This window comes from Delftia lacustris, from assembly GCF_040267515.1.
Taxonomy (GTDB): Bacteria; Pseudomonadota; Gammaproteobacteria; order Burkholderiales; family Burkholderiaceae_C; genus Comamonas; species Comamonas tsuruhatensis.
Window position 1 is genome coordinate 1327639 of sequence record NZ_CP141274.1, and the last position, 26991, is coordinate 1354629.

Sequence of the window (26991 nt, forward strand, 5' to 3'; positions counted from 1 at the left end):
GCCGAGCCGCAGTCCTGTCGGGCAGACGCGCATGCCGTACGGGACGCAAGGGCAGCCGAGTCCCCTGTGACGTGGCCCCGTCAGCTGCCGCCTCTGGCGTTGACCCCTTCCTGCTGGATGAGTCCGGCCGAGTGGCGGCAGCGCCTTGTTTCCCCTGGCGCACAGGCGGCCTTGCTCGTCGACGTTCGGCCGGCGCAGCACAGACGCGCTACCCCCGTCGCGCAGGCCCTGCAGATGGATTTGCCGCAGCTGCAAGGCAAGCGCTTTCTGATGCAGGAGGAAGTCATCCTGCTGGGCACCGGGCTGGACCATGCGGACCTTGACTCGGCATGCCGGCAATTGCGCAGCCAGGGCTTTGGCCGTGTGAAGGCCTTGCTGGGCGGCGCGGCGGTGGCCCTGCATCCCACGGCATCGGCCAGGCTGCAGGACCTGTCCGCCAGCGACTGGATCGCCAGCCTGGGACAAGGCATTGCATGGACGGTGCTTTCCCTCAGCAAGGCCCTGGATGCAGCGCCGGCTGTGCAGTCACCCGTTGACGAACAACAAACGCACCGTCTGGTCGCCACGCACGATCTGGCCATCCAACTGAACGCCATGGCCAGTGGCAAGGCACGAAGCGACCAGTCAGGGGGCCCCGCATCCCGGGCTTTGGTGGTCATAGCCGACGCTTCGACGGAGCCTGAGCTGCGTGCCCGATTGGCCGCGCAACGGGCCTCTTTGGGTGAGCGGCCTGACGCAGTGCCCGTGTACTGGCTGCTGGGCGGCTGGCAGGCCTATCAGGCCCAGGTGGCGAGCATGCAGGCCATCGGAACAACGGCAGGCCACCGGCTTCAGGCGGCATGCGGGCGGTTTTGAGCAAGCACAACGATTGAACGAGTCAAGTATTGGGGGAGAAGTGGCGATGCAGTACAGCGTGCGAACGGATGGGTCTGTGGGTGTGTGCAGAAGGGCGAATCCTTTGCGTTGGCAGGTCCTGGCCGTGACCGCGCTGGCCCGCATGGCAGGCGTGGTGAAGGCATGGCTGGCTGCCTGTCTTGCGCTGGCATTGCTGCTGGTCTCTCCCGCCTGGGCCCAGACCACGTTGAGCGGCACCATCTCCAGCCCAACGATATTGCGTGCCAGCCAGTCGCCTTACCTGATGCAGGGCGACGTGGTGCTCGATGGCGATGCAACGCTCACCATCGAGCCGGGTGTGACCCTGCGCATGGCCCCCGGCGCCAGTTTCCTGCTCAGGAAAGGTGCGTTGCAAGCCGTGGGCACACCTGACAAGCCCATCCTCATCACCTCGGCCGCCACAACCCCTGCGCCCGGGGATTGGCGGCAATGGCGCATGACGGCCGGCACGCGCAGCGGCCAGACGCTGCTGGACCACGTCACCATCGAATACGGCAGCGGCATGGTCATCGAGAACGCTGCCCCTTCCATCAACAACACGGCCTTCAATCACCACAGCGGCCCGGCCATCGGCATTGATCTTGCGTCCTCGCCGGCCGGCAAAGGCAACTCAGCCAAGGGCAATTCGCTGAACGCGATAACAGTCCCCTCGGGCACTATTCGCTCCCAAGTCATCTGGGGCATGGTCGGCATTCCCTACCTGGTGCAGCAGGGCCTCATCCAGATAGGTCAGGCGCCCTTGTCCATCGAGCCCGCCAGGCTTCGGCTCAGTCCCGGCGTGGTCGCCATGCTGAGGGTCTCGCTCAACGCGCCTGCACCTGCACAAGGCGTGGTAGTGGACATCACCAGCAGCGTGCCCTCGGTGGCATCTGCCGTGTCGCGGGTCACCGTTGCGCCGGGGCAGACCAGCGCGGACCTGGAGGTACAGGCCAGCACCCTGGGCGCCACCCGCATCACCGCAAGCCACGCCACGCTGGGCTTGGCCGAAACGCAGATCGAAGTCGTCAACCTGCCCTCGCTGGGCCTTGTCCCCGGCAGCCCCACGGTCGGTGTCAACCGGCCGTATCCCATGACCGTGTCGTTGCCCGCGCCGGCACCCGTCGGTGGTGTGAACGTGCAGTTGGGCAACTCCGACGCCAACGTGCTCTCTGTCCCATCGTCCGTGCTGGTCCCGGCCGGGCAACAAGGCGCCAGCTTCGAAGTGATGGGCCTTGCCGATGGCAGCAGCCGGCTGACAGCCCAGGCCGAAGGCCATGCCAGTGCGCTGGCCACGGTCTCCGTGCGTGGCAAGGCACTGGTGCTGCCGGCCAGCGTCATCGTGGCGCCTGGTGCGCAGGCCAGCGTGACCATCGAAACCACTGAGCCAGCTCCCACGGAAGGGTTGGCCGTCAGCCTCGTGCTGGAGCAATCAGGGTTGGCGCAGGTACCTGCGTCTGTGCATATCCCTGCGGGGCAGAGCAAGGCAGCCTTCACGGTGGCAGGCCAGACCCTGGGCATGACCCGTATCACAGCCACTGCTGCCGGCTATCAGCCGGCGCAGGCCATGCTGCGCGTGGATGCCATCAGCCTCAATACTGACCCAGCTGCCGACCTGGTGATGAATGAGGAACTGACCAGGGTCCTGCGTGTGCAGTTGAGCAAGGCGGCTCCACAAGGCGGCGTCACGGTGTCTGTGATCAGCCGTGATCCGGCGGTTGCCGGCGTGAGCCCTGCCGAGGTGTTCATTCCCCAGGGACAGATCTATGGGACGACGCCGATCACCGTCAAAGCGCTGGCTGTGGGGCAGACAGTGCTGGATTTCGCATCTCCAGGCTTGATCGCCAAGGCGATGAAGGTGGATGTGAAGGCGAAGTTCGCGCTGAGGCTCACGAGGTATGGAGGAAGCAAGCTGATCGTAGGCAAGGGGCTGTACAGCGTCTCGGACGAGTTGTATGTGGAGCGGCTGGTCAACGGTGTGGTCAGCAACGGAGCTGATGCGGTGACGGTGAACCTGCGCTGTGTGGCGGAGGAGATCTGTGAGACGCCAGCGACGGTGACGATTCCTGCGGGACAGAGCCGGGCCTACATCAATGTGGGAGGCCTGGAGTTGGGCTCCACGCAGATCGAGGCCTCTGCGGAGGGGGCGACGGCTGCTGCACCCATGCCGGTGGAAGTCATCTTGCCGCAGATGCGGTTTGAAGGCCTGGATGGACAGCGGTCTACGGTCAGTCTGAGGGACAACTTCTATGTGGTGCTGAGCGTACCCGGCGCGTACTGGTCAGAAAGTCAATATGCGATCAAGCCGATGACGGTACAGGTGGGCCTGGGGGACCAGGACCCGGCTGGTGTGGTCACAGGCATCTACTCTGCTGCCAATGGGGGTAGCCTGATCTCGCAGATGGTGATCGATCGAGGGCAGAGGGGCACGGGCTGGGTCTACGTGGAACGCCCTGTTTCAGCGGGAACCTACAGGGTGCAAGCGCAGGTGCAAGGCCTTGTTGAGAGCAAGTCGAATGTGCAGACCGTGGTGGCTGCCAGCCAGGCGCTGAGGCTCACGAGGTATGGAGGAAGCAAGCTGATCGTAGGCAAGGGGCTGTACAGCGTCTCGGACGAGTTGTATGTGGAGCGGCTGGTCAACGGTGTGGTCAGCAACGGAGCTGATGCGGTGACGGTGAACCTGCGCTGTGTGGCGGCGGAGATCTGCGAGACGCCAGCGACGGTGACGATTCCTGCGGGACAGAGCCGGGCCTACATCAATGTGGGAGGCCTGGAGTTGGGCTCCACGCAGATCGAGGCCTCTGCGGAAGGGGCGACGGCTGCTGCACCCATGCCGGTGGAAGTCATCTTGCCGCAGATGCGGTTTGAAGGCCTGGATGGACAGCGGTCTACGGTCAGTCTGAGGGACAACTTCTATGTGGTGCTGAGCGTACCCGGCGCGTACTGGTCAGAAAGTCAATATGCGATCAAGCCGATGACGGTACAGGTGGGCCTGGGGGATCAGGACCCGGCTGGTGTGGTCACAGGCATCTACTCTGCTGCCAATGGGGGTAGCCTGATCTCGCAGATGGTGATCGATCGAGGGCAGAGGGGCACGGGCTGGGTCTACGTGGAACGCCCTGTTTCAGCGGGAACCTACAGGGTGCAAGCGCAGGTGCAAGGCCTTGTTGAGAGCAAGTCGAATGTGCAGACCGTGGTGGCTGCCAGCCAGGCGCTGAGGCTCACGAGGTATGGAGGAAGCAAGCTGATCGTAGGCAAGGGGCTGTACAGCGTCTCGGACGAGTTGTATGTGGAGCGGCTGGTCAACGGTGTGGTCAGCAACGGAGCTGATGCGGTGACGGTGAACCTGCGCTGTGTGGCGGCGGAGATCTGCGAGACGCCAGCGACGGTGACGATTCCTGCGGGACAGAGCCGGGCCTACATCAACGTGGGAGGCCTGGAGTTGGGCTCCACGCAGATCGAAGCTTCCGCTGCGGGGATGGATTCCATCTATATCAACGTGGAAACAGTGGCACCGACGTTGCGTCTGCAGTCAGTTCCGGCTTCGTTGAAAGCCGGGCAGAAAGCGAATTCCATCTATGTGTCTGCCGAAGTACCCGGGGCCTATTGGTCAACAAGCCAATATCCGTCAAATCCCCTGACCATCACCTTCACCAGTTCCGTTCCTTCCATAGGCAACGTCACAGACACCGTGACCTGGAACGCCAACACTGGTAGTTCTACCTACGCCACCTTCACGGCCGTCGCCCCCGGTACCACCCAGATCACGGCCAGCTCGCCCGGGTTCACGCCTGCCACCAGTGCGTCGATCACGGTGAATCCATAAGAAGGAGACGACCATGCAACGCTCCCGATTTTTCCAACATGCCCGCTCCGTCCTGTCGGAGCCCGGCTGGCTCAACCCGCTGACAGTGCTGCAGCGGCGGTCCGTGGCGGCATTGGCCGTCGTCCTGGGCATGAGCACGGCCATCGCAGCCGATACGGCCCAACTGACCATTGCCGATGGCGTGATCGTCAAATTCGGCCAGGGCGCCGGCATCAGCGTGCGCAGCGGCCTGCAAACGGGATCTTCCGTGGTGCTGACCAGCAGCCACGACGACGCGCAACTGGGCCCGGTGCAGGCGCAGGGGCCACAGTCCCGGGCGCCACAGGCCGGTGACTGGCTGGGCGTGCTGGTGGCGCCTGAAGCCGCTCCCGCCAGCCTGAAGCTGGACGGCCTGGCCGTTCGCTATGCCGGAGGCACGGACGGCTTGCCCGGCCACATGGCAGGTGGTGCCGCTCTGGTACTGGCGGGTGCAGGCTACGGCTTCGAACGGCTGCAGTTCACGGACAACGCCGTGGGAATCCGGGTGGTCGGCAGCGGCAGTCCCCGCATCATGCGTTCGCGCATCGCTGGCAACGGCGTGGGATTGCTGGCAGAGCAGGGCGCCACGCCGGCCGTTGGTGAATCAGATATCTCGGGCAACAGCCAGTTCGGCATACGCAACACCAGCCCGGCCAGCATCGTCCAGGCCCAGGGCAACTGGTGGGGCCACGCCAGTGGTCCGCGAGATGCCGTGGGCAATCCGGCAGGGCAGGGCAATGCGGTCAGCACGGGCGTGGACTATGGCGCCTACTTGACGGCCGAGCCCGTACTGGCCTGCACCATCGTTCCCACGCAAGGCTATGCCACGCGCGTGCGTGCCGTGCAGTTGCGCCTTGACTGCCCGCAGGCCGCGCAGTTCCGCCTGCAGGAAAGCGATCAGTTCGACAGTGCTGCATGGCAGAGCATGACCGGCCATCCCATGCTGGCAAGCTACACGCTGTCCATGGGGGCGGGGGACAAGATGATCCATGTGCAGTTCCGCACGGCACAGGGCGGTATCAACCAGTTCTCGCTGGCACAACCCATTGCCTACGCACCTGAAGGTCCTTTGGTGCAGTTCGCCCAGCCAGCCGCTGGTGCCGTGCTGGAGCAGGACACGACCATCGCCATCAACGTGGCCGATCCTGAAGGCGTGCAGCAGGTGGAAATCCTGGTGGATGGCCAGCGCCTGGCCCTGCTGACCGAAGCACCTTTCCAGACCACCTGGGCGCTGGCTGCCGTGCGCAACGGCAACTACACCCTGCAGGCCAGGGCCACCAATGGCATAGGCCTGAGCAACACGGCAACGCGCCCCGTGCAGGTGCAGAAAAAGGGAGGTCAAGGTCCGGTCATCACCGCCACTTTGGCAGGCGCGGCGCTTGTGCCCGATGCGACCATCTCCGCGCCGGGCGAATTGGCCGTGTCCGCGCAAAGCCCCATCGGCATTGCCAACGTCAAGGCCACCATCAACGGCCTGCAGATCTTCGAGCGCAGCGGTGGCAACACCAGCCCTTTCAACCACAGCCAGTTCATCGACTTTGCACAACTGCCCAATGGCGCGCATCGGTTCAGCATCACCGCCACCGACTCGGACGGCATTGCGGCCGTGCTGGACATACCGTTCACGCTCAGTCTCAGCGCACCACCTGCCCCGGTCATTGCGCAGCCCGTCAACAACGCACAGGTGTCCACGCCGCAACTGGCCGTCTCCGGCACGGCCATGGCGGGCTCGCAGGTGCAGCTGTATCTGGGCGGCCAGGCCGTGGGCAGCCCGATGGCCGTGCCAGCCAATGGCAGCTTCTCCGGCAGCCTGACCCTGCCAGCCGAAGGCGCGCACCGCATCGAAGCGACGGCCAGCAATGCGCGCGGCACCAGTCCCAGGAGCGCGGCGGTTGCCGTGACGTATGCCATCGCGGCTCCGACGGTGAACTTCACCGTGCCCGGCCAGGATGCCATCGTGGTCGGCAGCACGGCCGTCGGTGTCGCCGCCTCGGCACCGGACGGCATTGCCAAGGTCGATTTCTTCGCCAACGGCAGCCTGATCGGCTCGGCCACGCAGGCTCCGTACAGCATGCAGTGGGATACGTCGGGCGTGGCCAACGGTGCCTTCACGCTCAGGGCCGTGGCCACCAGCAAGGCAGGCAAGACCGGTGAAGCCACGCGCTCCGTCATCGTGAACAACAAGCCGCCCGAGCCTGAGCAGCCCAAGACGCCCTACACGGGCACGGTCAGCTCCGTCAGCCCGGCGGTCTCGTACGGCGCGCAGCGCGTCGTCATAGCCGGTGCCGCCGTGTCACGCGCCAGCGGACAGCCCATGCCCAACGCAGCATTGCGCATGGTGCTGGACATCTCGGGCTTCAAGCGGCGCATAGGCATCGCCACCGACGACAGCGGCCAGTACCGCTACGAATTCGTGCCCACGGCCAATGACAACGGCACCTACATCGTCTCCGTCATCCATCCGGAAGAGACCACCACCACCGAGCAGGGGCGCTTCACCATCAACCGGCTGAGCTTCGACCTGGCCAGCTACCAGCTCACCGCGCCGCGCGGCTTTGCCGCCAGCATCACGGTCAACGCGCGTGCCAGCGCAGGCACGGGCGCCACCGGCGTGCGCTGGGCCGTGGTTCCGGCACAGCAGCCCAGCGGCAGCCTGCCGCCGGGCATCAGCGTGGAGCCGGGTGCGCCGGTCAATGTGGCCGCAGGCGCCTCGGTGCCCATGGTCATCCGCTTCACGGGCAGTGCATCGGCCGGGGAGACGGGCACCGTCGTGCTCACGGCCTACGCCAGCGAAACAGGGGACACGCCCCGGGGCAGCTTCACCATCCACTACCGGCTGGTGCAGGCCTTGCCCGAGCTGTTTGCCAACCCCACCTACATAGAAACCGGGGTACAGCAGGAAAAGACGGTCACCGAGAGCATCACCATCGGCAACCGTGGCCTGGTGGCCGCCCAGGACGTGAAGGTCCAACTGGTGGACAAGGATGGCAAGGCCGCGCCTTCCTGGATCTTCCTGTCCAGCGCCAGCCACATCGGCGCCGTGGACGTGGGCGCCCAGGTGCCCATCCAGGTCACGGCCAGCCCGGGCAAGGACGTGGCCGACGGCATCTACAACTACCGACTGCAGATCACGGCCAGCAACCAGGGCACGGGCACCATACCCGTCTCGGTGGCCGTCACGCAAAGCGGGCAGGGCGGGCTGAGCTTCCATGCCACCGACCTGTTCACAGAAACGCTGGACGCGGGCGGCAAGCCCATACCGGGCGTGGCCAACGTGCGCATACGCCTGCAAAACGATGCCGTGCTCACCTATCTGCGCACCCTCACTACGGACGCGCAGGGCAAGGCCGTGCTCACCGACCTGCCGCCCGGCACCTACACCTACCGCGCCAGCGGCCCGCGCCATGCCGACAGGTCGGGCCGCATCTTCGTGCGCCCGGGCGTCACCACCTCGGAGCGCGTGCACCTGCAGTACCAGACCATCAGCATCGACTTCAGCGTGACGGAAACCACCATCAAGGACGAGTACCAGATCACCCTGGAAGCCACCTTCCAGACCCAGGTACCGGCCCCCGTGGTGCTGCTGGAGCCCCTGTCCATCAGCCTGCCCGAGCTGCAGGTGGGCGAAGAATTCACGGGCGAGCTGACGCTGACCAACTACGGCCTGATCCAGGCCGACAAGGTCGTCTTCACACCGCCGCAGTCCGACGAGTACTACCGCTACGAATTCCTGGCGGACATCCCCAAGACCCTGGCCGCCAAGCAGCGCGTGGTCATTCCCTACCGCATCACGGCCGTCAAGCTGCACCCGCGCAGCATGGGCTTCAGGCAGGCACGTTCGGCGGAGATGGGTGCCGTGCAGAGCATCGTGGTGAATGCGCGCAATGCGGGCAGCTGCGCTGCCTATGCCATGTGGGCCATGGTGGAGTTGGCGTGGATCTGTGCGAATGGAGAAGAGGAATCGCGCTCGCTCTCGGCCACTTTCAACAGGCTCGTTGGCGGCGCGTGCGGGAACACCGGCATCGGAGGGATTGGCGGGACTGGAGGCCATGGCGTGGGTGGTGGCATTGGTGGCTGGGGCAGTGGCGGGACTGGTGGTGGCGGAACACCCATCGGCTTGACGCAGGGCTGCACGCCCTGGTGCCTTGGTGGTGGCTGCAGCTCCGAAGGCAGTGGCCCTGGAGGAGGGCGGGGTGGCCGTGGAGGCAGTTCAGGTGCTGGCGGCCAAGGCGGTGGGATGGGCGGCGGCCCCTTGCTGGGTGGCCATGGCGGCGGATTCGGCGGTGGCAGTGGCTCGGGTGGCAGTGGATCGAGTGGCAGCGGTGGCGGCGCGGGGGGCGGTGGGGCCGGTGGTAACGGGCCTGGTGGCGAAGGTCCTGGCGGCGCCGGGCCAGGAGGAGACGGGCCAGGAGGAGATGGACCCAATGCGCCGGGAGACGACGGACCCGGGGCGGCCGGCCCTCCCTCGTGTGGGAGTTGAGATAGGCCGGCCTGTCATCCGGCAGGCCGGTCCAAGGGCGCAGCCATCAAGACGCTGCGCAGGGGATTGGAGAGGGGACCCATCAGCGGTCCAAAGGGAAGCGCAAAAAATGACTAAGGCACTGAAACATTTGATTGATCTGGCCCAATATCCAGACAAGCGCGCCGCAGCGCGGCGGGCCTTGTCCTGGACTTTCGGGCGAATCTTTGCCTGGGCGTTGGCCCTGCTGAGCCTGGCAGTCCTGCAGGCACAGGCAAGCGAGTATCCGTACATCAAGTGGCCCAACGGTGAATACCGGGAGGTCAACACCGATCTGCAGGTCAAGGTACTGGGCGGAAGCATTGACATTGCCCGCACCTGGACGCTCGGGCGCTGGTGGCTCAACCCCGCATGGGCGCCGCTGGACTTCGAGCTGGATCCCCTGGGCAGGGAGGCCAAGACCATCCAGCGCGCAGGCACGCTGTATGAAAGAAGCGGCCAGTCGGGCCTGTTCATCGCCAAGGACCGAGTGGATGCGCCCACCTTCATCCGGCAGGTCAGCCGCAATGGCCAGGATGGCTGGCAGTGGTATGACCGCCGTGGCAACACCATCGACTATGACGCGCAGGGGCGCATTCAGGGCTATGCGGATTTCAACGGCATTCAGGTCCGGTTCAGCTACGACAGCACGTCCAGCATCCGCATCCTTGACCACCATGGGCAGGTCGCTTTCAAGCTCACCTTGGCCGATGGCCTTGTCACCAGCATCGAAGACCGTGCAGGCAGTACCGTTCGCTATACCTGGGCTGGATCGGGCAGCGCCAGGCGCCTGACCGAAGTCCTGGATGCGAGGGGCAACCGCTGGACATACACCTATGACGGCAACGGCCAACTCACCAGCCGCACGGACCCGCTGGGGGGCAAGGTCACGGCCCAGTACAGCGCCAGTGCGCCAGCACCCGCTGCCCAGTTCACGCTGGGCAACCTGGGCATCACCCTGGATCCCACGGGAACCAGTGGCACCACGCAGAAACTGCAGACCAACTGGGGAGGCGGGCGTGTCGGCAGCTTCAGTGACCGCCAGGGCACCACAACGGGCTCGGTGCAATACCTCAGGGAATCACGAAAATTCATTGCCACGCTGACCGATCCTCGTGGCAATCGCTTGGTGGTCCACTATGACAAGGACGGCCTGGAGTCGGGTCGCAGCCTCAATGACAAAACCATCCTCCAAAGAAGTTGGGATGGCAATTACACCGACAGGCTGGTGGACGAGCGCGGCAACACCCGCACCACCTATTGGGACTACAACCGGCGTCCGTTGAGGATTCGCTACTCTGATGGCAGCGAGGAAAGCTACACCTACGATCCCGTGCATGGCGAAACCACCAGCCATACCAATGAACTGGGTACCGTCACCGCCTGGCGGCATGACAGCAAGGGGCGTGCGTTACAGCGCATCGAAGCCCAGGGCACTGCGCTGGAGCGCATCACGGCATGGGAGTACGACGAGCTGGGGCAAATCGTCCGGCAGACCCTGGGCACAGGTGCTCAGGCCAGCGTCACCACCTATACCTACGACAGCAACGGTAACCGCCAAACGGCCACGGATGCCGAAGGCGGAACATGGCGCTACACACACACCGTCACCGGGCAAATCGCCAGCATCACCAACCCCCTGGGCCACACCACACGCCATGAATACGACAGCCATGGCAATCGCATCAAGACCATCTATCCCTCGGGTCTGACATCCTCGGCCCGCTTCGATGCACTAGGCAACGAAACCCAGAGCATGGATGGCGAAGGCCATGCCACCGTCGCTACCTATGACAGCCAAAGCCGCCTGGTCACGGCCACCAACGCCTTGGGCCACGCCTACCGCTATGAGTACAACGCCTATGGCGACATCGTTTCGCAGAACACGCCCACAGGTAACCGCCATGAACTGGGCTATGACAGCCTGGGCCGCGTCGCCAGCTACAAGAACCCTGCGGGTGACGGCACCCAGTACGAATACGGCGCCCTGGGCACCCCCCAGGCCAACCTGCTGCAAGCCATCAATTACCCAGGCGGCCTTGCCGAGTTGGGCCAGTATGACCAGCGGGGGCGTCGCACCTCCATCATCCGCAAGGCACGCAACGGCGAAAGCCTGATCCTGCACTACAGCCTTGACAGTGCAGGACAGACAGCCGCCATCACCAGCCCGGGCGGCAAGACAACCATCTATGAGCACGACGCACTGGGCCGTGTGGTCAAGTCCATTGACGCGAACGGCCAGGCCACCCAGATGGCCTACAACCTGCTGCATCAGATCACCCGCGTCACCGATGCCAACGGCAACGTGCATACCCGGCAATACGACCGGTTGGGCCGCCTGACCGAGGAAATGCGCCCGGAAGGTGGCAAAACCACCTATGCATACGATGCCGCGGGCTTTCTGGTCAAGAAAACCAACGCGGCAGGAGATGTCAGCAGCTACACCTACAACAGCGATGGCCTGTTGACTCTGCTCACCCGCACCAGCCCGCAGGCCGGGCAACCGGGCTTGAGCAGCAGCATCACCTACCGCTATGACAAGGCTGGCCGCCTTGCCGGCTACGAACAAAAGGATGGCAGTGCCAGGCTCATCAGCCAAGCTGATTACAACCGTGACGCCCTGGGCCGCATCAGCCAGGAGCAACTGATCTATGGCGACGGCGCCAACCGCGTCACCGCCACCCTGGCCCAGGGCTGGGATGCCGATGGCCGCAAAACCAGCCAGGGCTATCCCGACAGCAGCGCCGCCGCCTTCAGCTACGACAAGGGCCACCTGAAGGAGGCCACTCAACCCGGCAGTACCGACAAGATCACATGGGCCGACTACCAGTGGATGCTGCCCACCAAGGTCCAGTACCCGGGCGCCAGCAGAAGCATTGCCTACGACGGCTTCTACAGAATCCAGGGCATCCAGGTCCAGGCAGCCTCCAGCACCAATCTCCTGACGCTAGGCTACCAATACGACGCCGAAAGCAGCATCACACGCAAGACGCTGCAACTGGGCAGCGATGTCAACGGTAGTGTGGATTACGCCTACGACGCACTGGACCGCCTGACCCAGGCGCGCCCCAGCACCAGCCTGGCTGGCCTGGGCCTGCCCCAGGAGCAATACGGCTACGACGCCGTTCACAACCGCATCAGCAGCCTGCACCAGCCCGGTGAATGGCAATACGCCAGCGGCAACCGCTTGACTCAGCGGGGCCTGGGTACTGACCTCGTGCGCTATGACTACACCGCCACGGGTCATATCCAGAGCGCCACGCGCAATGGCAGCGTCACCACCAACGTCTATGACGCCAACGATCGAAGGGTTGCCGTGGAGCAGGACGGGCAGCTCATCGCGCGCTATCAGTACGACCCGTTCGGGCGGCGTATAAGCAAGACGGTGGGGGCGGGGCAGGGTGGCCAAACCACGTGGTTCGTGTATGGCCCCCAAGGACTACTGGCGGAGTTGGATGCGAACGGGAAAACGGCCAGGACCTATGGCTGGCAGCCCGGCACGGATTGGGGTACGGAGCCGCTGTGGCAGGCCGACCATGCCAGCGGCCAGAACTCCAGCAGCAGGACCTACCACTATCTGCACAACGACCACCTGAGTACACCGCAGGTCGCCAGCGATGCGACAGGGCGCTCAACCTGGCAGGCCTTGAGCGAGAGCTTTGGGCACACGCTGGAGCGTAGCGGGAACCGTACGCGGATGAACCTGCGGTTTGCGGGGCAGTATTTTGACGAAGAGACAGGTACGCATTACAACCAGCAGCGGGACTATGCTCCAGGCTTGGGGCGCTACATTCAGCGTGATCCGATCGGGTTGAGCGGTGGGATCAATGTTTATGGGTATGGCTATGGCAATCCGCTAGCGTATGCTGATCCGAATGGGCTTGTTCCTATTGTTCTGACGCCTTGTGTTACCAGTCCACAGGGAGCCATGGCATGCGCAGCCATAATAGGAGCGACTGCAACTGCTGTTGCCAATGTCTGCTCGAATGCTGTAAGTGCGATAAATGATTGGATGTTTTCTGATGGAAAAGAGACCGATAAGGATAAAGCTGACAATGCTATTAATGGGCTAACGAATGGGCTGAATAACGAAAAAGACTCCAAGGGACGGGATACCCCAGGCCAATATATTAAGCCTGGAGGTAGCGCTAAGGGTGATTTTGATTCGCTGCCGGGAGAAACTAGTTCCAATGGTCAAAAAACATTGCCGGACGGCAGTGTGGCAGGAATTCATCCGTCGACAACTACTGGGTTGGATACATTGCATATCCATCGTCCTAGCGGAAGTAGGAATATAAAGATTAGATATCCGAAGTAAGGTTTTCGAAAATGAAACGTGTTTATGAGCTTGAGGCTTGGTCAGTTCCAGGGAAATTGCTGCCCCCAGAGTACGGGAAAGATATCCTTCAGAAGGAGATTTGGCAGCAAGGTATTCCCAAGGATGTATTCCTCGGAATGAGTGCAATTCCTGATCCAATTGATTGCCGAAATCTAAAATTGGCTATTGAATCTGGCGAAATAACCAATGAGCGGTTTAGAGAATTTTGCAGTGAGTATGCTATGTCTGATGATTTGGAATCAGAAGAGTCAGCGGCAAGATTTCTCGAATATGTGAATGGTCGATGTCTGGCTTGGATACATTTACCAGAAGATGAGGTATCGGCCCTGCTGCCAATAATTGTAAAGATACTTGCGGAGCGTGGGCATATTGTCATTGATCCGGAAAGTGGTGTAGCGATCAGTTAATGATGAATGATATGATTAGTCAATTTCATGATTCAATGGTTGGTAAAAATTTGATCGTGCTTGCGAGTAAAATGCTATTATGGATTGAAGATAGATCATTTCACTGAGATTGTGAAGAAATATAAAAAGGAAAATGGCCGGAAATAACAGTATCAGTCTGATCAGTAGAAATGAGATTGCGGCAATCGATTTGTCCAAGGGAGCGAATTTGGCTGGTGCATCAGCAAGACGCTGGGAGCGGAGCAGGGTGGCCAAATCACGTGGTTCGTGTATGGCGCTCAGGGACTGCTGGCGGAGCTGGATGCGAACGGGAAAACGACCAAGACCGATGGTTGGCAGCCCGGCACGGATTGGGGCACGGAGCCGCTGTGGCAAGCCGATCATGCCAGCGCCCAGAACTCCAGCAGCAGGACCTACCACTACCTGCACAACGACCACCTGAGCTCACCGCAGGTGGCCAGCGATGCGACAGGGCACTCAACGTGGCAGGCCATGAGCGAGAGCTTTGGACACACGCTTTAGCGCAGCGGCAACCGCACGCGGATGAACCTGCGGTTTGCGGGGCAATATTTTGATGAAGAGACGGGGACGCATTACAACTACTATCGGGACTATGCCCCTGGCTTGGGGCGCTACGTTCAGCGTGATCCGATAGGGTTGTGCGGTGGGATCAAGGTATATGGGTATGGCTATAGCAATCCGTTAGCGTATTTTGATCCGAATGGGCTTGTTCCTATTGTTCTGACGCTTTTTGTCACCAGTCCGCAGGCGGCTATGGAATGTGCCGCACTGGCATGGGGTGCTGCAACTGCTGCCGCCAATGCCTGTTCGAATGCTGTAAGTGCGATAAATGATTGGATGTTTTCGGATGGAGGGGGCGATGAAGGAAATAGATTTCCCGACCGTGATCTTCCATGAGACCCAAAACACGGAACACCAATGCCTGATCCGGAGGCTGAGGGTAATCCACATACAAAAAGATGGTTGTCGTGGCAGGTACAACCAAACTCGTGAACTTGATAGCAATGGGAAATCGTTTAGAGACATAGATTTTACCGATCATTGGCACGGTCATCCGAATCCGCATCAGCATGAATATGAACAGAATCCCACGGTTAGAACCCTAAGTTGTGGCAAAAATCATAAACCAGTTTACTGAAAGATTTTGATGGAAAGTACGCTAAATGATTTCCCTTTCACTGGAGAAGCATGTTGCAAAGTTATCTCTAAAGGATCTCATCCTTCTGAAATTTGGACGCTTAAAGACATTGAAACCATGTCAAAAAGTGATGCTGGAAAACTGGCCTTTCTATGGCAAGAAACAAGAGGGAAGTCAATGGAGATTAGTACAAAGGAATTGTGCGATGCTTTGATTTTTGCATCACAAGTTATTTGTTTGGATATAATTTCAACTGAAAAGTCTTCTAAGCAATTGCTTATAGATGATGGTGAGTTAATAGAGTGGCATAATATTTAATGCAATGATGCTAAGGATTCATATAGAGATCTAATGGCAAGCCGACCCTGCCAGCGGCCAGAACTCCAGCAGCAGAACCTACCACTACCTGCACAACGACCACCTGAGCCCCCCTCAGGTGGCCAGCGATGCAACGGGCCGTTCATCCTGGCAGGCGTTGAGCGAGAGCTTTGGGCACACGCTGGAGTGCAGCGGCAACCGCATGCGGATGAACCTGCGGTTCGCGGGGCAGTATTTTGATCAAGAGACGGGGCGCATTACAACCAGCAGCGGGACTATGTCTCAAATGTTGGTAATTTCATTTTTCAACTAGAAAATAAAGGTAGAAGATTGGATTGTGTGATATGGACAGTTGTGACTATTTGGTCTATATCATGTGCATTGACAAGCGCTTTGATTCATGAGTGATTGGTTGCTCAAAAGAGTATTCGTACGGTTACACATTGAGGTCAATAGTTCTTATTGAGGAAGTTCTTGGAGAAACTGGATCATGGCAGGCGGGCCTGAACTTGGCTATCCTATGGCCAGTGCTGTCACATCGCAAGTATCTGCAGCTTCTTTAAGTTGGCCTGCTGGTTGGGTGTTTATAAAAGGATTGATATGCAGAGGATTCTCCGATAAAATGAAAAAGAGATTATTGGAATATGGATTATTTAATATACGTAGTGATTTTTTCCGGGATCGCAATTGATTTGCTATCTTGTTTTTTGAATATAAGGAGGGTGATGTATGGTCGCGGCGCCTCCGGTTTGATAGGTGTTTCTCTAATATTGTGTTACTTTTTGCCACTTATTTCCATTAAAAATCCTATAGTCACGAAATATTATTTTTTGGATTTTTTGATTCTATTTTTCGTACATATATTTCTTGTTATTATTATTCCAAGGATTTATAAAAGCCACAAGGTTTGTTAGATTGATTGTGCATGCTGTAACGTCGAATAATTCCAGTGAGTAAAAAAGATTCTGTGGATCAGCATCCTCTCTGGGACATTTTTCTGACCGATCCACGCGTCATTTTCCTCTGCGCCTCAAAGTGCATTGATATGGTTTTTGACGATATGGACGTCGGCTTGTTTCTGGAGGGGGATTGCATGTTCTCCCCATGCAGGACTTTGGCGGGATGGCGTGGTGAGTTCTGGCGTCGGTTTGTGGGTAATCTTTGTGTTGCCAGACAGTGGCCTGCGCCTTTAAGTGCTGTGCCGCCGGGTGACGATGACATGCTGCGCGCCCGCTTTGCCCGCCCCCAAAGCCGCGCTCCCCACACAGCTACAGTACAAACCCTAGAATCCCCCGACGACTGCGCCACGCCGCGTTCGCTGTTGCGCCGGCTCACAAGCCGGCCCCAAGAGAGAGCCAAGTCCTCCGATCCCGAAGTCTTGCAGAACGATCTGCCGCCGCACGCCCATCCGTTGCCGTGGCATCCACCGCGCCGTCCTGCTGTTCGATCCCTGGAAAAAACCATGACTACACCAGCCCCAGCGCCTTCACCCGCCCGGGCGATCCCGGCTACCTGCACAACGACCACCTGAGCACGCCCTAGGTTGCCAGCGATGCAACGGGTCGTTCATCCTGGTAGGCCTTGAACGAGAGCTTTGGGCACACGCTTGAGCGCAGCGGCAACCGCACTCGGATGAACCTGTGGTTTACGGACAGTATTTCAATTAAGAGACGGGGACTCATTACGATGCAGGATGAGCAGGATAAATTGAAGGCTTGCAGCATGACTATAACCATCATCGCCCGCACGGTTTGCTTGGCCACCTGACCCTAAGCGAATTCGTCAAAAAGAGGTTGGATCAAAAAATGGAAAGTCGCTCAACTCCAGTTTTGAAGCGACCGGGTATGTGGAAAATGCCAGCGATAAATCTCATCGCGGAAAATCCGACGCCCGGGTGGGAGGGGTGAAGCCGCCGATGTAGCGAGCCACTCCCTTCGTGATGCGCAATTCATCCACATTGGCGTTGAGGTACGAATCGCCATACCCAAGACTTTGGCCAAACTGCGTAATGAGGGCTGAGTTGTTTAAATCACGTGAAAGTGTCAATCGATTCATCTCTACTCCATTACGGTAGCTGTAGAGCTGATTGCCTAGGCGTGAAACGGCAAAGTGAGCCCATTGATTCTGTGCCACATCATGCAGCCCCATGCTAAACCATGCGTTGCCCGCTGTTGGACTGGCATATTGAAAACCAATTTCTGCATCGTTGTTGATGATGCTGTAGTCATGATCGGCTCCGCTGGTTCTTTTGGAAAGCACCGTCCCGTACAGTGACGTTCCGCTCCAAGCTCGCAAATACAGCCAAAACTCAATGGTGAAGTCCGAGCTGGAGAGATTCATGTCTTCCGAATATGGAACATGCAACATCGATCCGCTGCCATTAAAGCGCACGCTCGCAGTGCCTAATTTTTTAACATCCCCCATCGTGAGCACCGTACCGCTTCTGGATACATTTTTCCCCGTCTCTTCGAAAAAGGTGGTTCCAAAATTCTCGCCGTCAAAATGCATCAGCAGTACGACTGCACCAACCCCCATTTCGACGTCAAATGACTCCAATACATTGCTGTCGGGATCAAAAGCCTGAACCGCGAACTTGTAGTACCCATTGGCAGCGGTACTCACGCCGCTGATGAGGCCTTGCGCATTCAGCGTCAGCCCTTCCGGCAGTGTTCCTGCAGCAAGCATCCAGACAACAGATGAGGATGAAGACGAAACGACTTGGCCGGAAAGCTGGCTGAAATAGCTCTCTCCCCGTGCCGCAGAAACCAGAAGGCGCTTGTCCGTCGGCACCGACACTGTCGTCTCGCCACGCACGACGAGGGTTGCGAGTACAGAGGAGAAGTTCTCGGCGTGAGCGGTCAAACGGGTCGCACCGGCAGCCAGACCAGTCACATCAAAACCGGCACATTGCTGCCCAGCCTGCAAGACAACCGATGCAGAGACATTCAGTACCGAAGGATTTGCCACTGTCAGCTGAACGGGGACGTCGCGAGCTTCGGGATTCGGCAGACACACAGTCATGGCAGTGCGAACGCCTTGATTAAGCACGGCACTCGAAGGCGCCAGACTTAGCAAAGGCATATCTCGCACTTCAACCTGAGCCTCCGCAATGCCCAGACTGACATGACTGACGGTGATCTTTGCGAGGCCAAGATTGTTGGCTTGAACTTTAAGATCCGCGCTATGTTGCCCCTCTGGAATGAAGATGCTGGTGCTTGTTGAGGCAACTGAAGGATTGCTGCTACCTGCGTCCAGAGTCATGCCACCAGAAGGCGCCGCTGTATCGATTGATATCTGAAGAGAGCTTTCAGTACCAGGATTGAGTTTGAGACTGGTGGGCTAAATAGCAAGAGCCCCTTGACCCACATGAATCAAGCCCTGTTGCACGAGATAAGGGATACCCAGCAAACCCCAAGTTATTGAATTTCGGATATGGCCGGGCGGCACAACGATCGCATTAAGAAGATTTCCGTAAGCCGAGTTGCCGTTTCCCACGGGAGAAGACTCCAGATCCATTATCACTGCAGGCGCGTTGTGATGATGAATGATCGTATTGGATATTTGTGGAGACGAAGCCTCGATGGCGATACCCCCACCATATTCAAAATGTACATAGACCAACCGTGTCAGCGAATTGTTGGTGCCAGCCGTAAAACGCCATGTCCCCCAATCCCCTGCAGCGGGAGTGCTTTCGGCGGAGGTAATCACGATCGGTTTGGTTGAGGTGCCAATAGCGTTGAAAGCACCTTTTTGAAGAGTGAAGCTGGCATCCTGTGCCATGCGAATCGTCACGCCGGGCTCGACGCTCATGGTTGCGTCATTGCCCAGCACGACGGCGCCTTGGAATGTATAAGGCGACTGTGCGGCGCGCAGTGTGATATTGCTTTCAATGCGGCCAGTGATTTCTGTGAGGCTTTGGGCTATAGATTGACTGCTGCTCGCCAGCATTGCGAGCAGCAAAAGAAATTTAGCGCCAGCTTGACGGGCTATGCGCTTCACTTTGAACAATTCACTCACCGCACGACCTCTATGTGTTGAACCAACCGGAACGCGAGTATGGATGAAGTACAGTCCGCATACCCATTCTTGGTATTTGTTGGTTGTCGTTTTTTTGCAATATGCGGGCCATGGCTTTTGCGTTCCGCCGGAATCGGCTGGGCTGGACTTCTTGAAGAGTGAAATTGACAGCCGTGACCCTTCATCGGGAATACCTGCGTCGGCGAGCGGCGGTGATCAGCGAACCAGATGCTCACGCAGCAGCCTGTTCATGTCCGCAAAAATAGGATTGGTCTGACCGTCATGCCTTTTCGCGGGCAGAGTCTGGAGGGCTTGTGAAGGAAGCCGATCCAGGGCCGATTCAAAGGCTCCTTGCCTGCGACCCGCAACAGACGCCGCAAGGGTTATGAACGATCAATTCCATCGGGCTGGCGCGATGCAAGCGCTGCACCGTTGAAGAGCGTTTGCGCGCCTGCCGGTAAGCCCGCCATCCCATGACCCATACGCCAGAGCGGGTAGACGGTCCGCCGTGATGCTGCGCCCAAGGGCGCCAAAGCCGCGCTCCCCACACAGCTACAGTACAAACCCTAGAATCCCCCAACGACTGCGCCACGCCGCGTTCGCTGTTGCGCCGGCCCACAAGCCGGCCCCAAGAGAGAGCCAAGTCCTCCGATCCCGAAGTCTTGCAGAACGATCTGCCGCAGCACGCTCATCCGTTGCCGTGGCATCCACCGCGCCGTCCTGCTGTTCGATTCCCTGGAAAAAAACCATGACTACGCTTGACCAAGCGCAGCCGGGCATGGCCCCCGCTGTTGCGACCGCACGTCCTCTCAACCGACAGGACTACAAGACCCTGGGCCTGTCGGCCCTGGGCGGCACCCTGGAGTTCTACGACTTCGTCGTTTTCGTTTTCTTCGCCAATGTCATCGGCAAGCTGTTCTTCCCGGCCGAGATGCCGGACTGGCTGCGCCAGCTGCAGACGCTGGGCATTTTTGCGGCGGGCTACCTGGCCCGGCCCATCGGCGGCATTCTGATTGCGCACTTTGGCGACATCCTGGGCCGCAAGAAGATGTTCACGCTGTCCATCTTCCTGATGGCCGTGCCCACGCTGGTGATCGGCCTGCTGCCCACCTATGCCTCCATCGGCATTGCCGCGCCGATTTTGCTGCTGGCCATGCGCGTGCTGCAGGGCGCGGCCATTGGTGGCGAGATGCCGGGCGCCTGGGTCTTCGTGGCCGAGCATGCGCCTGCGCGCCACTACGGCTTTGCCATCGGCTCGCTGACTTCGGGCATCACGGGCGGCATTTTCCTGGGCTCCATCATCGGTGTCTGGCTCAACAGCACCTACAGCGCCGAGGAGATCCACGACTGGGCCTGGCGCATGCCCTTCATCCTGGGCGGCGTGTTCGGCCTGGTGTCGGTCTATCTGCGCAAGTTCCTGCATGAGACCCCCATCTTCCAGGAGCTGATGGCTCGCAAGCAGGCCGACCGCGAACTACCGCTCAAGACCATCGTGCGCGACCACCGCCAGGCCTGCGTGCTGGTGGCGCTGATGACCTGGGTGCTGTCCACGGCCATCGTGGTGGTGGTGCTGTTCACACCGGCCTATCTGCAGAAGGTCTTCCACATCGACGCGGCCCTGGCCATGAAGGCCAATGCCGTGGCCACGGTGACGCTGACGCTGGGCTGCGTGTTCTGGGGCTGGCTGTCCGACAAGATGGGCACGCGTGTGGCCATGGTCACGGGCTGGCTGGGCATGACGGTGACGGCCTATGCGTTCTATCTGAACCTGCCGGGCACGGCGTCCTCGCTGGTGTGGAGCTACGCGCTGGTGGGCTTTTTCGTGGGCAGCATTGCGCTGCTGCCGGTGGTGGGCGTGCGCGCTTTCCCGGCCGAGGTGCGTTTCACGGGCCTGTCCTTTGCCTACAACATGGCCTATGCGGTGTTCGGCGGCATGACGCCCATGCTGGTGTCCGTGTGGCAACAGGTGGATGTGATGGCGCCGGCCCACTATGTGGCGGCCATGGGCATCCTGGGCGCGGCCATCGGCTTCTGGCCCCTTGCCTGCCGTGGTTGGCAACCCAGGCGCGGCTGAGCTTGGCAGTGGAATGAAGGGCAGCATGGCTGCCCTTTTTCCTGGGCGCCGCATGGATCGCTGACAATCCTTTCATGAGCACCACGCGACAAGAACTCCTGGCCCACTTCGACGGTTTGCTGCAGCCCGAGCGCTTCAAAGACTATGGTCCCAACGGCCTGCAGGTGGAGGGGCGCGGCGAGATCCGCCGCATCGTCAGCGGGGTGACGGCCAGCCGCGCGCTGATCGAGGCGGCCATCGAGGCGCAGGCCGATGCCATCTTCGTGCACCACGGCCTGTTCTGGCGCGGCATGGATGGCCGCATCACGGGCTGGCTCAAGGAGCGCATCCGCCTGCTGCTGGCCCACGACATCAATCTCTTTGCCTACCATCTGCCGCTGGATGCCCATCCGCAATGGGGCAACAACGCGCAGTTGGGCGTGCAGCTGGGGCTTGAGGGCCAGGCAACGTTTGGCGAGCAGAACCTGGGCTGGATGGCGGCAGCGGATTTTGCCGATGCGGCTGCGTTGGGCAGGCATGTGGAGCAGGCGCTGGGGCGCACGCCTGTCTGCGTGGGGGGAGAGCGCCTGCGCCCCAATCACCCCATTCGCCGCATTGCCTGGTGCACGGGCGGCGCGCAAGGTTTCTTTGAGGCCGCGATTGCCGCTGGGGCCGATGCCTTCATCACGGGCGAGATTTCCGAGCCGCAGGCGCATCTGGCGCGCGAGACGGGCGTGGCCTTCCTGGCGGCAGGCCACCATGCCACGGAGCGCTACGGCGCGCCGGCCCTGGCGGGTCAGGTGGCATTGGAGCTGGGGCTGGAGCACCGTTTCATCGAGATCGACAATCCGGCCTGATGCAGTTCCATCCTTGGCGCATCCCTTTGGCGGAGCCTTTTGCCGCAAGCGTGGTGCGAATGACCGGCTTGCCTGATCCGGATACTGAAAATGCCTGATTTCACACAGTCCACGGCCTTGATGGCCATCACCCAGGGCGACTCTGCCGGGGTGGGGCCCGAGACCATTGCCAAGGCGTTCATGGACGCGCCCGAGCAGATGCGCGGCTGCTTCGTCGTCGGCGAGTTGCAGACGCTGCGCCGGGCAGCCGCCGTGGCGGCGCGTGCGCGCGATGGCGACAACGCCATTCCCATGCCCGTGGCCGTCATCGAGTCGGCCGAGCAACTGTGGCAGGTGCCGCCCCATTGCGTCCCTTTGCTGGAGCTGCCCGGGCTGCCCGGTCCTGCGCCCTGGGGGCAGGTGAGCGCCAGCGCCGGTGACGCGGCCGCGCGCTGCGTGGTCTGGGCTGCGCGGGCTGCCTTGCGAGGCGAGATCGCGGCTCTGGTGACGGCGCCGCTGCACAAGGAGGCGCTGCATGCCGCAGGCGTGGACTTCCCCGGCCACACGGAATTGCTGCAATTCGAGGCGGCCCGGCACGCGGGCGTGGAGCTGTCGCACATGCCGGTGCGCATGATGCTGGCCAACGATGAGCTGCGCACGGTGCTGGTCAGCATCCATACCTCGCTGCGCAAGGCGATCGATGCGGTAACGAAGGACAACCTGCTGCAGACCTTGCGCATCACGCATGAGGCCCTGTCTCGCAGCCTGGGCCGCCCGCCGCGGATCGGTGTGGCAGGGCTGAACCCGCATGCGGGCGAGGGCGGCCTGTTCGGCAGCGAGGAGGTGGAGATCATTGCCCCGGCCATCGCCCAGGCGCGCGCCGAGGGCCTGGACGCCCACGGACCTTTTGCGCCCGATACGGTGTTCATGCGCGCCCGCAATGCTCCCGGCCATCCCGGCGAGTTCGACGCGGTGCTGGCCATGTACCACGACCAGGGACTGATTCCCGTGAAGTACCTGGGCGTGGAAAAAGGCGTGAATGTCACATTGGGGCTGCCGCTGGTACGCACCAGTCCGGACCACGGCACGGCTTTCGATATTGCGGGGCAGGGTGTTGCAGAGGCCGGAAGCCTGATTGAGGCCGTGCGAATGGCGCGCAAATTGGCGGCTTGAATGGCTAGCCCAAGCATCGGGAATCCGCAGTAATGGAAAACGCCCGTGGCAACCATGCCACGGGCGTTTTGATTTGCGTCAAAACACGGATTTCAGCGCTTGAGGCTGTCGCGAATCTCGCGCAGCAGCACGATGTCTTCGGGGGTGACGGGCGCGGGAGCGGGGGCTGCCGGTGCCTCGCGGCGCAGGCGGTTGATCTGCTTGACCATCATGAAAATGATGAAGGCCAGGATGATGAAGTTCACTGCCACCGTGATGAAGTTTCCATAGGCAAATACGGGGACGCCGGCCTTCTTGAGCGCATCGAGCGTCATCGCCGTTCCGGGGGGTACGCTGCCCAGCACGACGAACAGATTGGAGAAGTCCAGCTTGCCGAAAACCAGGCCCACGACCGGCATGATCAGGTCGTTTACCACGGAATCGACGATTTTGCCAAACGCTCCACCAATGATGACGCCCACGGCGAGATCTACCACGTTTCCCTTAACTGCGAACTCACGAAATTCCTGCATCATGCCCATGGCTGGCTCCATCTGGAAAGAGTTTGAGATAGCGCAGTATTGCGCGGCTTTGGAGCCTGTCAACGGCACAAGCAGCATGGAATAACCATACTCGCCCCGCTACAATTTATTGTTGACCCCAACTCAAGCGACGTAGTTCGAGGAACCCCATGAGTGACACTCCAATCGACTCCAGCAAGCGGACGTGGATCATCACGTCGGCGTGCGCTGGTGCGGTGGGCGGCGTGGCGACAGCCGTCCCGTTCGTGAGCACCTTCCAGCCATCCGAGAAGGCCAAAGCCGCCGGGGCTGCAGTGGAGGTCGATATCTCCGCCCTCAAGGACGGCGAGAAGCTCACGGTCGAGTGGCGCGGCAAGCCCGTCTGGATCATCAAGCGCACGCCTGACCAGATCAAGGAGCTGCCCGAACTGGACAGCCAGTTGGCCGATCCCCAATCCAAGCGCCACCCTGAAGAGTTCACGCCGCCCTATGCGATGAACGAGGCCCGCTCGATCAAGCCCGAAGTGCTGGTCGTCGTCGGCATCTGCACGCATCTGGGCTGCTCGCCTTCCGACAAGTTCCAGCCGGGCGCCCAGCCCTCGCTGCCCAGCGACTGGAAGGGCGGCTTCCTGTGCCCCTGCCATGGCTCGACCTTCGATATGGCTGGCCGTGTCTTCAAGAACAAGCCGGCTCCCGACAACCTGCAGGTGCCGCCGCACATGTACCTGTCGGAGACCAAGCTCCTCATTGGTGAAGACAAGGCTTGAGGGAGACAAGAACAATGGCCCACGAATTCAAGGACATCGATCCGAATGCGCCCGCCGGCGCCAAGCTCACGAACTGGTTCGAGAACCGTTTTCCCACGGCTTTCGACGCCTATCGCGTGCACATGTCGGAGTACTACGCTCCGAAGAATTTCAACTTCTGGTACATCTTCGGCTCGCTGGCGCTGCTGGTGCTGGTGATCCAGATCGTCACCGGCATCTTCCTGGTGATGCACTACAAGCCCGACGCCGAAAAGGCGTTCGCCTCGGTGGAGTACATCATGCGCGATGTGCCCTGGGGCTGGCTGATCCGCTACATGCACTCCACGGGTGCGTCGGCCTTCTTCGTCGTCGTCTATCTGCACATGTTCCGCGGTCTTCTGTACGGTTCGTACCGCAAGCCGCGCGAACTGGTCTGGATCTTCGGCTGCGCCATCTTCCTGGTGCTGATGGCCGAGGCCTTCATGGGCTACCTGCTGCCCTGGGGTCAGATGTCGTACTGGGGCGCCCAGGTGATCGTGAACCTGTTCTCGGCGATTCCCTTCATCGGCCCTGACCTGGCGCTGCTGATCCGTGGCGACTACGTGGTGGGCGATGCCACGCTCAACCGCTTCTTCAGCTTCCACGTGATCGCCGTGCCCCTGGTGCTGCTGGGCTTGGTCGTGGCCCACTTGCTGGCGCTGCACGATGTGGGCTCCAACAACCCGGATGGCATCGAGATCAAGGGCCCCAACGCGCCCAAGGACGCCAAGGGCCATCCGCTGGACGGCATTCCCTTCCATCCCTACTACACGGTGCACGACATCTTCGGCGTGACGGTGTTCCTGTTCCTGTTCTCGGCCGTGGTGTTCTTCGCGCCCGAGTTCGGCGGCTACTTCCTGGAGTACAACAACTTCATCCCGGCCGATCCGCTGAAGACGCCTTCGCACATTGCGCCGGTCTGGTACTTCACGCCGTTCTACTCGATGCTGCGTGCCATCACCAGCGAGATGATGTACGTGCTCATCGCCTGCGTGGTGCTGGGTGCGGGCTTTGGCGTGCTCAAGTCGCGCCTGCCGGCCGCCGTCAAGGGTGTGGTCGCCATCGTGGCCCTGGGTGTCATCGCCATGATGCTGTCCATCGATGCCAAGTTCTGGGGTGTGGTGGTGATGGGCGGTGCCGTGATCATCCTGTTCGCGCTGCCCTGGCTCGATTGCAGCCCGGTCAAGTCCATCCGCTACCGCCCGAGCTGGCACAAGTATCTCTACGGCATCTTCGTGATCAACTTCGTGATCCTGGCCTATCTCGGCGTGCAGCCGCCTTCGCCCATCGGCGAGCGCGTGTCCCAGGTCGGAACGCTGTTCTACTTCGGCTTCTTCCTGCTGATGCCCTGGTGGAGCCGTCTGGGCAAGACCAAACCCGTTCCCGATCGTGTGACGTTCAAGCCGCACTGAAGCTGGAGAGAACAACAATGAAGAAACTGATTCTCACGTTGATCGCGGCCCTGGGCATCGTGACTGGTGCACAGGCTGCCGAAGGCGGCATCGCCTGGGACAAGGCCCCGGGCAAGACGAATGACACGGCATCGCTGCAAAACGGCGCCAAGCTGTTCGTCAACTACTGCCTGAGCTGCCACTCGGCCGCATTCATGCGCTTCAACCGGCTGCAGGACATCGGGCTGACCGAGCAGGAAATCAAGGACAACCTGCTTTTCACCACCGACAAGGTCGGCGAGACCATGAAGGCGGCCATCAACCCCAAGGAAGCCAAGGAGTGGTTCGGCGCCAATCCTCCGGACCTGACGGTGATCGCACGTTCGCGTGCCGGCCACAACGGCACGGGCGCCGACTACCTCTACACCTTCCTGCGCACCTTCTACCGCGACGACACCAAGGCCACGGGCTGGAACAATCTGGCCTTCCCCAGCGTGGGCATGCCCCATGCGCTGTGGCAACTGCAGGGCGAGCGCCGCGCCATCTTCGAAGAAGCCGAGGAGCACGGTGTGAAGACCCAGGTTTTCAAGGGGTGGGAGCAGGTCTCTCCTGGCAGCATGAGCGCAGTGCAGTACGATCAGGCAGTTGGCGATCTGGTGAACTACCTGCAGTGGATGGGTGAGCCGGCACAGAACAGCCGCACCCGCATTGGCGTGGGTGTGCTGCTTTTCCTGGCGGTCTTCATCTTCATCGCATGGCGCCTCAACGCCGCGTTCTGGAAAGACGTCAAATAAAACCGTG

The 26991-nt window shown here is 60.7% G+C and carries 17 protein-coding genes; 14 read left to right on the forward strand and 3 right to left on the reverse strand.

Going from position 1 to position 26991, the window contains the following annotated elements; all coding sequences use genetic code 11:
- Window positions 1-234 precede the first annotated feature (234 nt).
- The 8 genes from U6958_RS07500 (at window position 235) to U6958_RS07535 (ending at window position 16126) form a co-directional block, all read left to right on the forward strand.
- Window positions 235-855 (forward strand): hypothetical protein, encoded by a 621-nt coding sequence (locus tag U6958_RS07500; RefSeq protein WP_074921470.1) that lies wholly within the window; start codon window positions 235-237, stop codon window positions 853-855.
- A 124-nt stretch (window positions 856-979) separates the two neighbouring features.
- Window positions 980-4696, forward strand: a complete 3717-nt coding sequence (locus U6958_RS07505) for a hypothetical protein (protein ID WP_350337305.1) — start codon at window positions 980-982, stop codon at window positions 4694-4696.
- Between the two features lie 13 nt (window positions 4697-4709).
- Window positions 4710-9194, forward strand: a complete 4485-nt coding sequence (locus tag U6958_RS07510; protein ID WP_074921468.1) for an Ig-like domain-containing protein — start codon at window positions 4710-4712, stop codon at window positions 9192-9194.
- 109 nt (window positions 9195-9303) lie between these two features.
- Window positions 9304-13530, forward strand: a complete 4227-nt coding sequence (locus U6958_RS07515; RefSeq protein WP_167368400.1) for an RHS repeat-associated core domain-containing protein — start codon at window positions 9304-9306, stop codon at window positions 13528-13530.
- Window positions 13531-13541: 11 nt separating this feature from the next.
- Entirely contained in the window at window positions 13542-13958 is a 417-nt protein-coding gene (locus U6958_RS07520) for a hypothetical protein (protein WP_143044522.1), read from the forward strand.
- A gap of 543 nt (window positions 13959-14501) precedes the next feature.
- Window positions 14502-14876: an RHS repeat-associated core domain-containing protein gene (locus U6958_RS07525; protein WP_074921465.1), complete on the forward strand. Its 375-nt coding sequence runs from the start codon at window positions 14502-14504 to the stop codon at window positions 14874-14876.
- Between the two features lie 250 nt (window positions 14877-15126).
- Window positions 15127-15435: a hypothetical protein gene (locus U6958_RS07530; RefSeq protein WP_143044521.1), complete on the forward strand. Its 309-nt coding sequence runs from the start codon at window positions 15127-15129 to the stop codon at window positions 15433-15435.
- A gap of 490 nt (window positions 15436-15925) precedes the next feature.
- The gene (locus U6958_RS07535; RefSeq protein WP_143044520.1) at window positions 15926-16126 is read left to right on the forward strand and encodes a hypothetical protein; all 201 of its coding nucleotides are present in this window, start codon (window positions 15926-15928) and stop codon (window positions 16124-16126) included.
- 1178 nt (window positions 16127-17304) lie between these two features.
- Here U6958_RS07535 and U6958_RS07540 read toward each other — a convergent pair.
- Together U6958_RS07540 and U6958_RS07545 are read right to left on the reverse strand one after the other, a co-directional pair.
- Entirely contained in the window at window positions 17305-18696 is a 1392-nt protein-coding gene (locus U6958_RS07540; protein ID WP_083393583.1) for a LamG domain-containing protein, read from the reverse strand.
- A gap of 78 nt (window positions 18697-18774) precedes the next feature.
- A complete protein-coding gene (locus tag U6958_RS07545) occupies window positions 18775-19452 on the reverse strand; it encodes a hypothetical protein (RefSeq protein WP_143044519.1) in 678 nt (225 codons plus the stop codon).
- Window positions 19453-20200: 748 nt separating this feature from the next.
- Between U6958_RS07545 and U6958_RS07550 the strand changes: the two genes are divergently transcribed.
- The 3 genes from U6958_RS07550 (at window position 20201) to pdxA (ending at window position 23514) form a co-directional block, all read left to right on the forward strand.
- Window positions 20201-21526 carry an MFS transporter gene (locus U6958_RS07550; RefSeq protein WP_043789739.1) on the forward strand — a complete coding sequence of 442 codons (1326 nt, stop codon included), beginning with the start codon at window positions 20201-20203 and terminating at the stop codon, window positions 21524-21526.
- Window positions 21527-21600: 74 nt separating this feature from the next.
- The gene (locus U6958_RS07555) at window positions 21601-22362 is read left to right on the forward strand and encodes a Nif3-like dinuclear metal center hexameric protein (protein WP_016445595.1); all 762 of its coding nucleotides are present in this window, start codon (window positions 21601-21603) and stop codon (window positions 22360-22362) included.
- A gap of 90 nt (window positions 22363-22452) precedes the next feature.
- Complete coding sequence (pdxA, locus tag U6958_RS07560; RefSeq protein WP_043789741.1) at window positions 22453-23514, forward strand: 4-hydroxythreonine-4-phosphate dehydrogenase PdxA; 1062 nt, start codon at window positions 22453-22455, stop codon at window positions 23512-23514.
- Between the two features lie 92 nt (window positions 23515-23606).
- On the opposite strand, the gene mscL is transcribed toward pdxA, so the two are convergent.
- Window positions 23607-24035, reverse strand: a complete 429-nt coding sequence (gene mscL, locus U6958_RS07565; RefSeq protein WP_012207302.1) for a large conductance mechanosensitive channel protein MscL — start codon at window positions 24033-24035, stop codon at window positions 23607-23609.
- 149 nt (window positions 24036-24184) lie between these two features.
- Here mscL and petA point away from each other — a divergent pair, with 149 nt between their 5' ends.
- From petA to U6958_RS07580, 3 genes are read left to right on the forward strand one after another with little or no spacing between them, the layout of a single operon-like run.
- Window positions 24185-24781, forward strand: a complete 597-nt coding sequence (gene petA / locus U6958_RS07570) for a ubiquinol-cytochrome c reductase iron-sulfur subunit (RefSeq protein ID WP_016445597.1) — start codon at window positions 24185-24187, stop codon at window positions 24779-24781.
- Window positions 24782-24795: 14 nt separating this feature from the next.
- The gene (locus U6958_RS07575) at window positions 24796-26211 is read left to right on the forward strand and encodes a cytochrome bc complex cytochrome b subunit (RefSeq protein ID WP_016451018.1); all 1416 of its coding nucleotides are present in this window, start codon (window positions 24796-24798) and stop codon (window positions 26209-26211) included.
- A gap of 17 nt (window positions 26212-26228) precedes the next feature.
- Complete coding sequence (locus U6958_RS07580; protein WP_016445599.1) at window positions 26229-26984, forward strand: cytochrome c1; 756 nt, start codon at window positions 26229-26231, stop codon at window positions 26982-26984.
- Window positions 26985-26991: the final 7 nt, after the last annotated feature.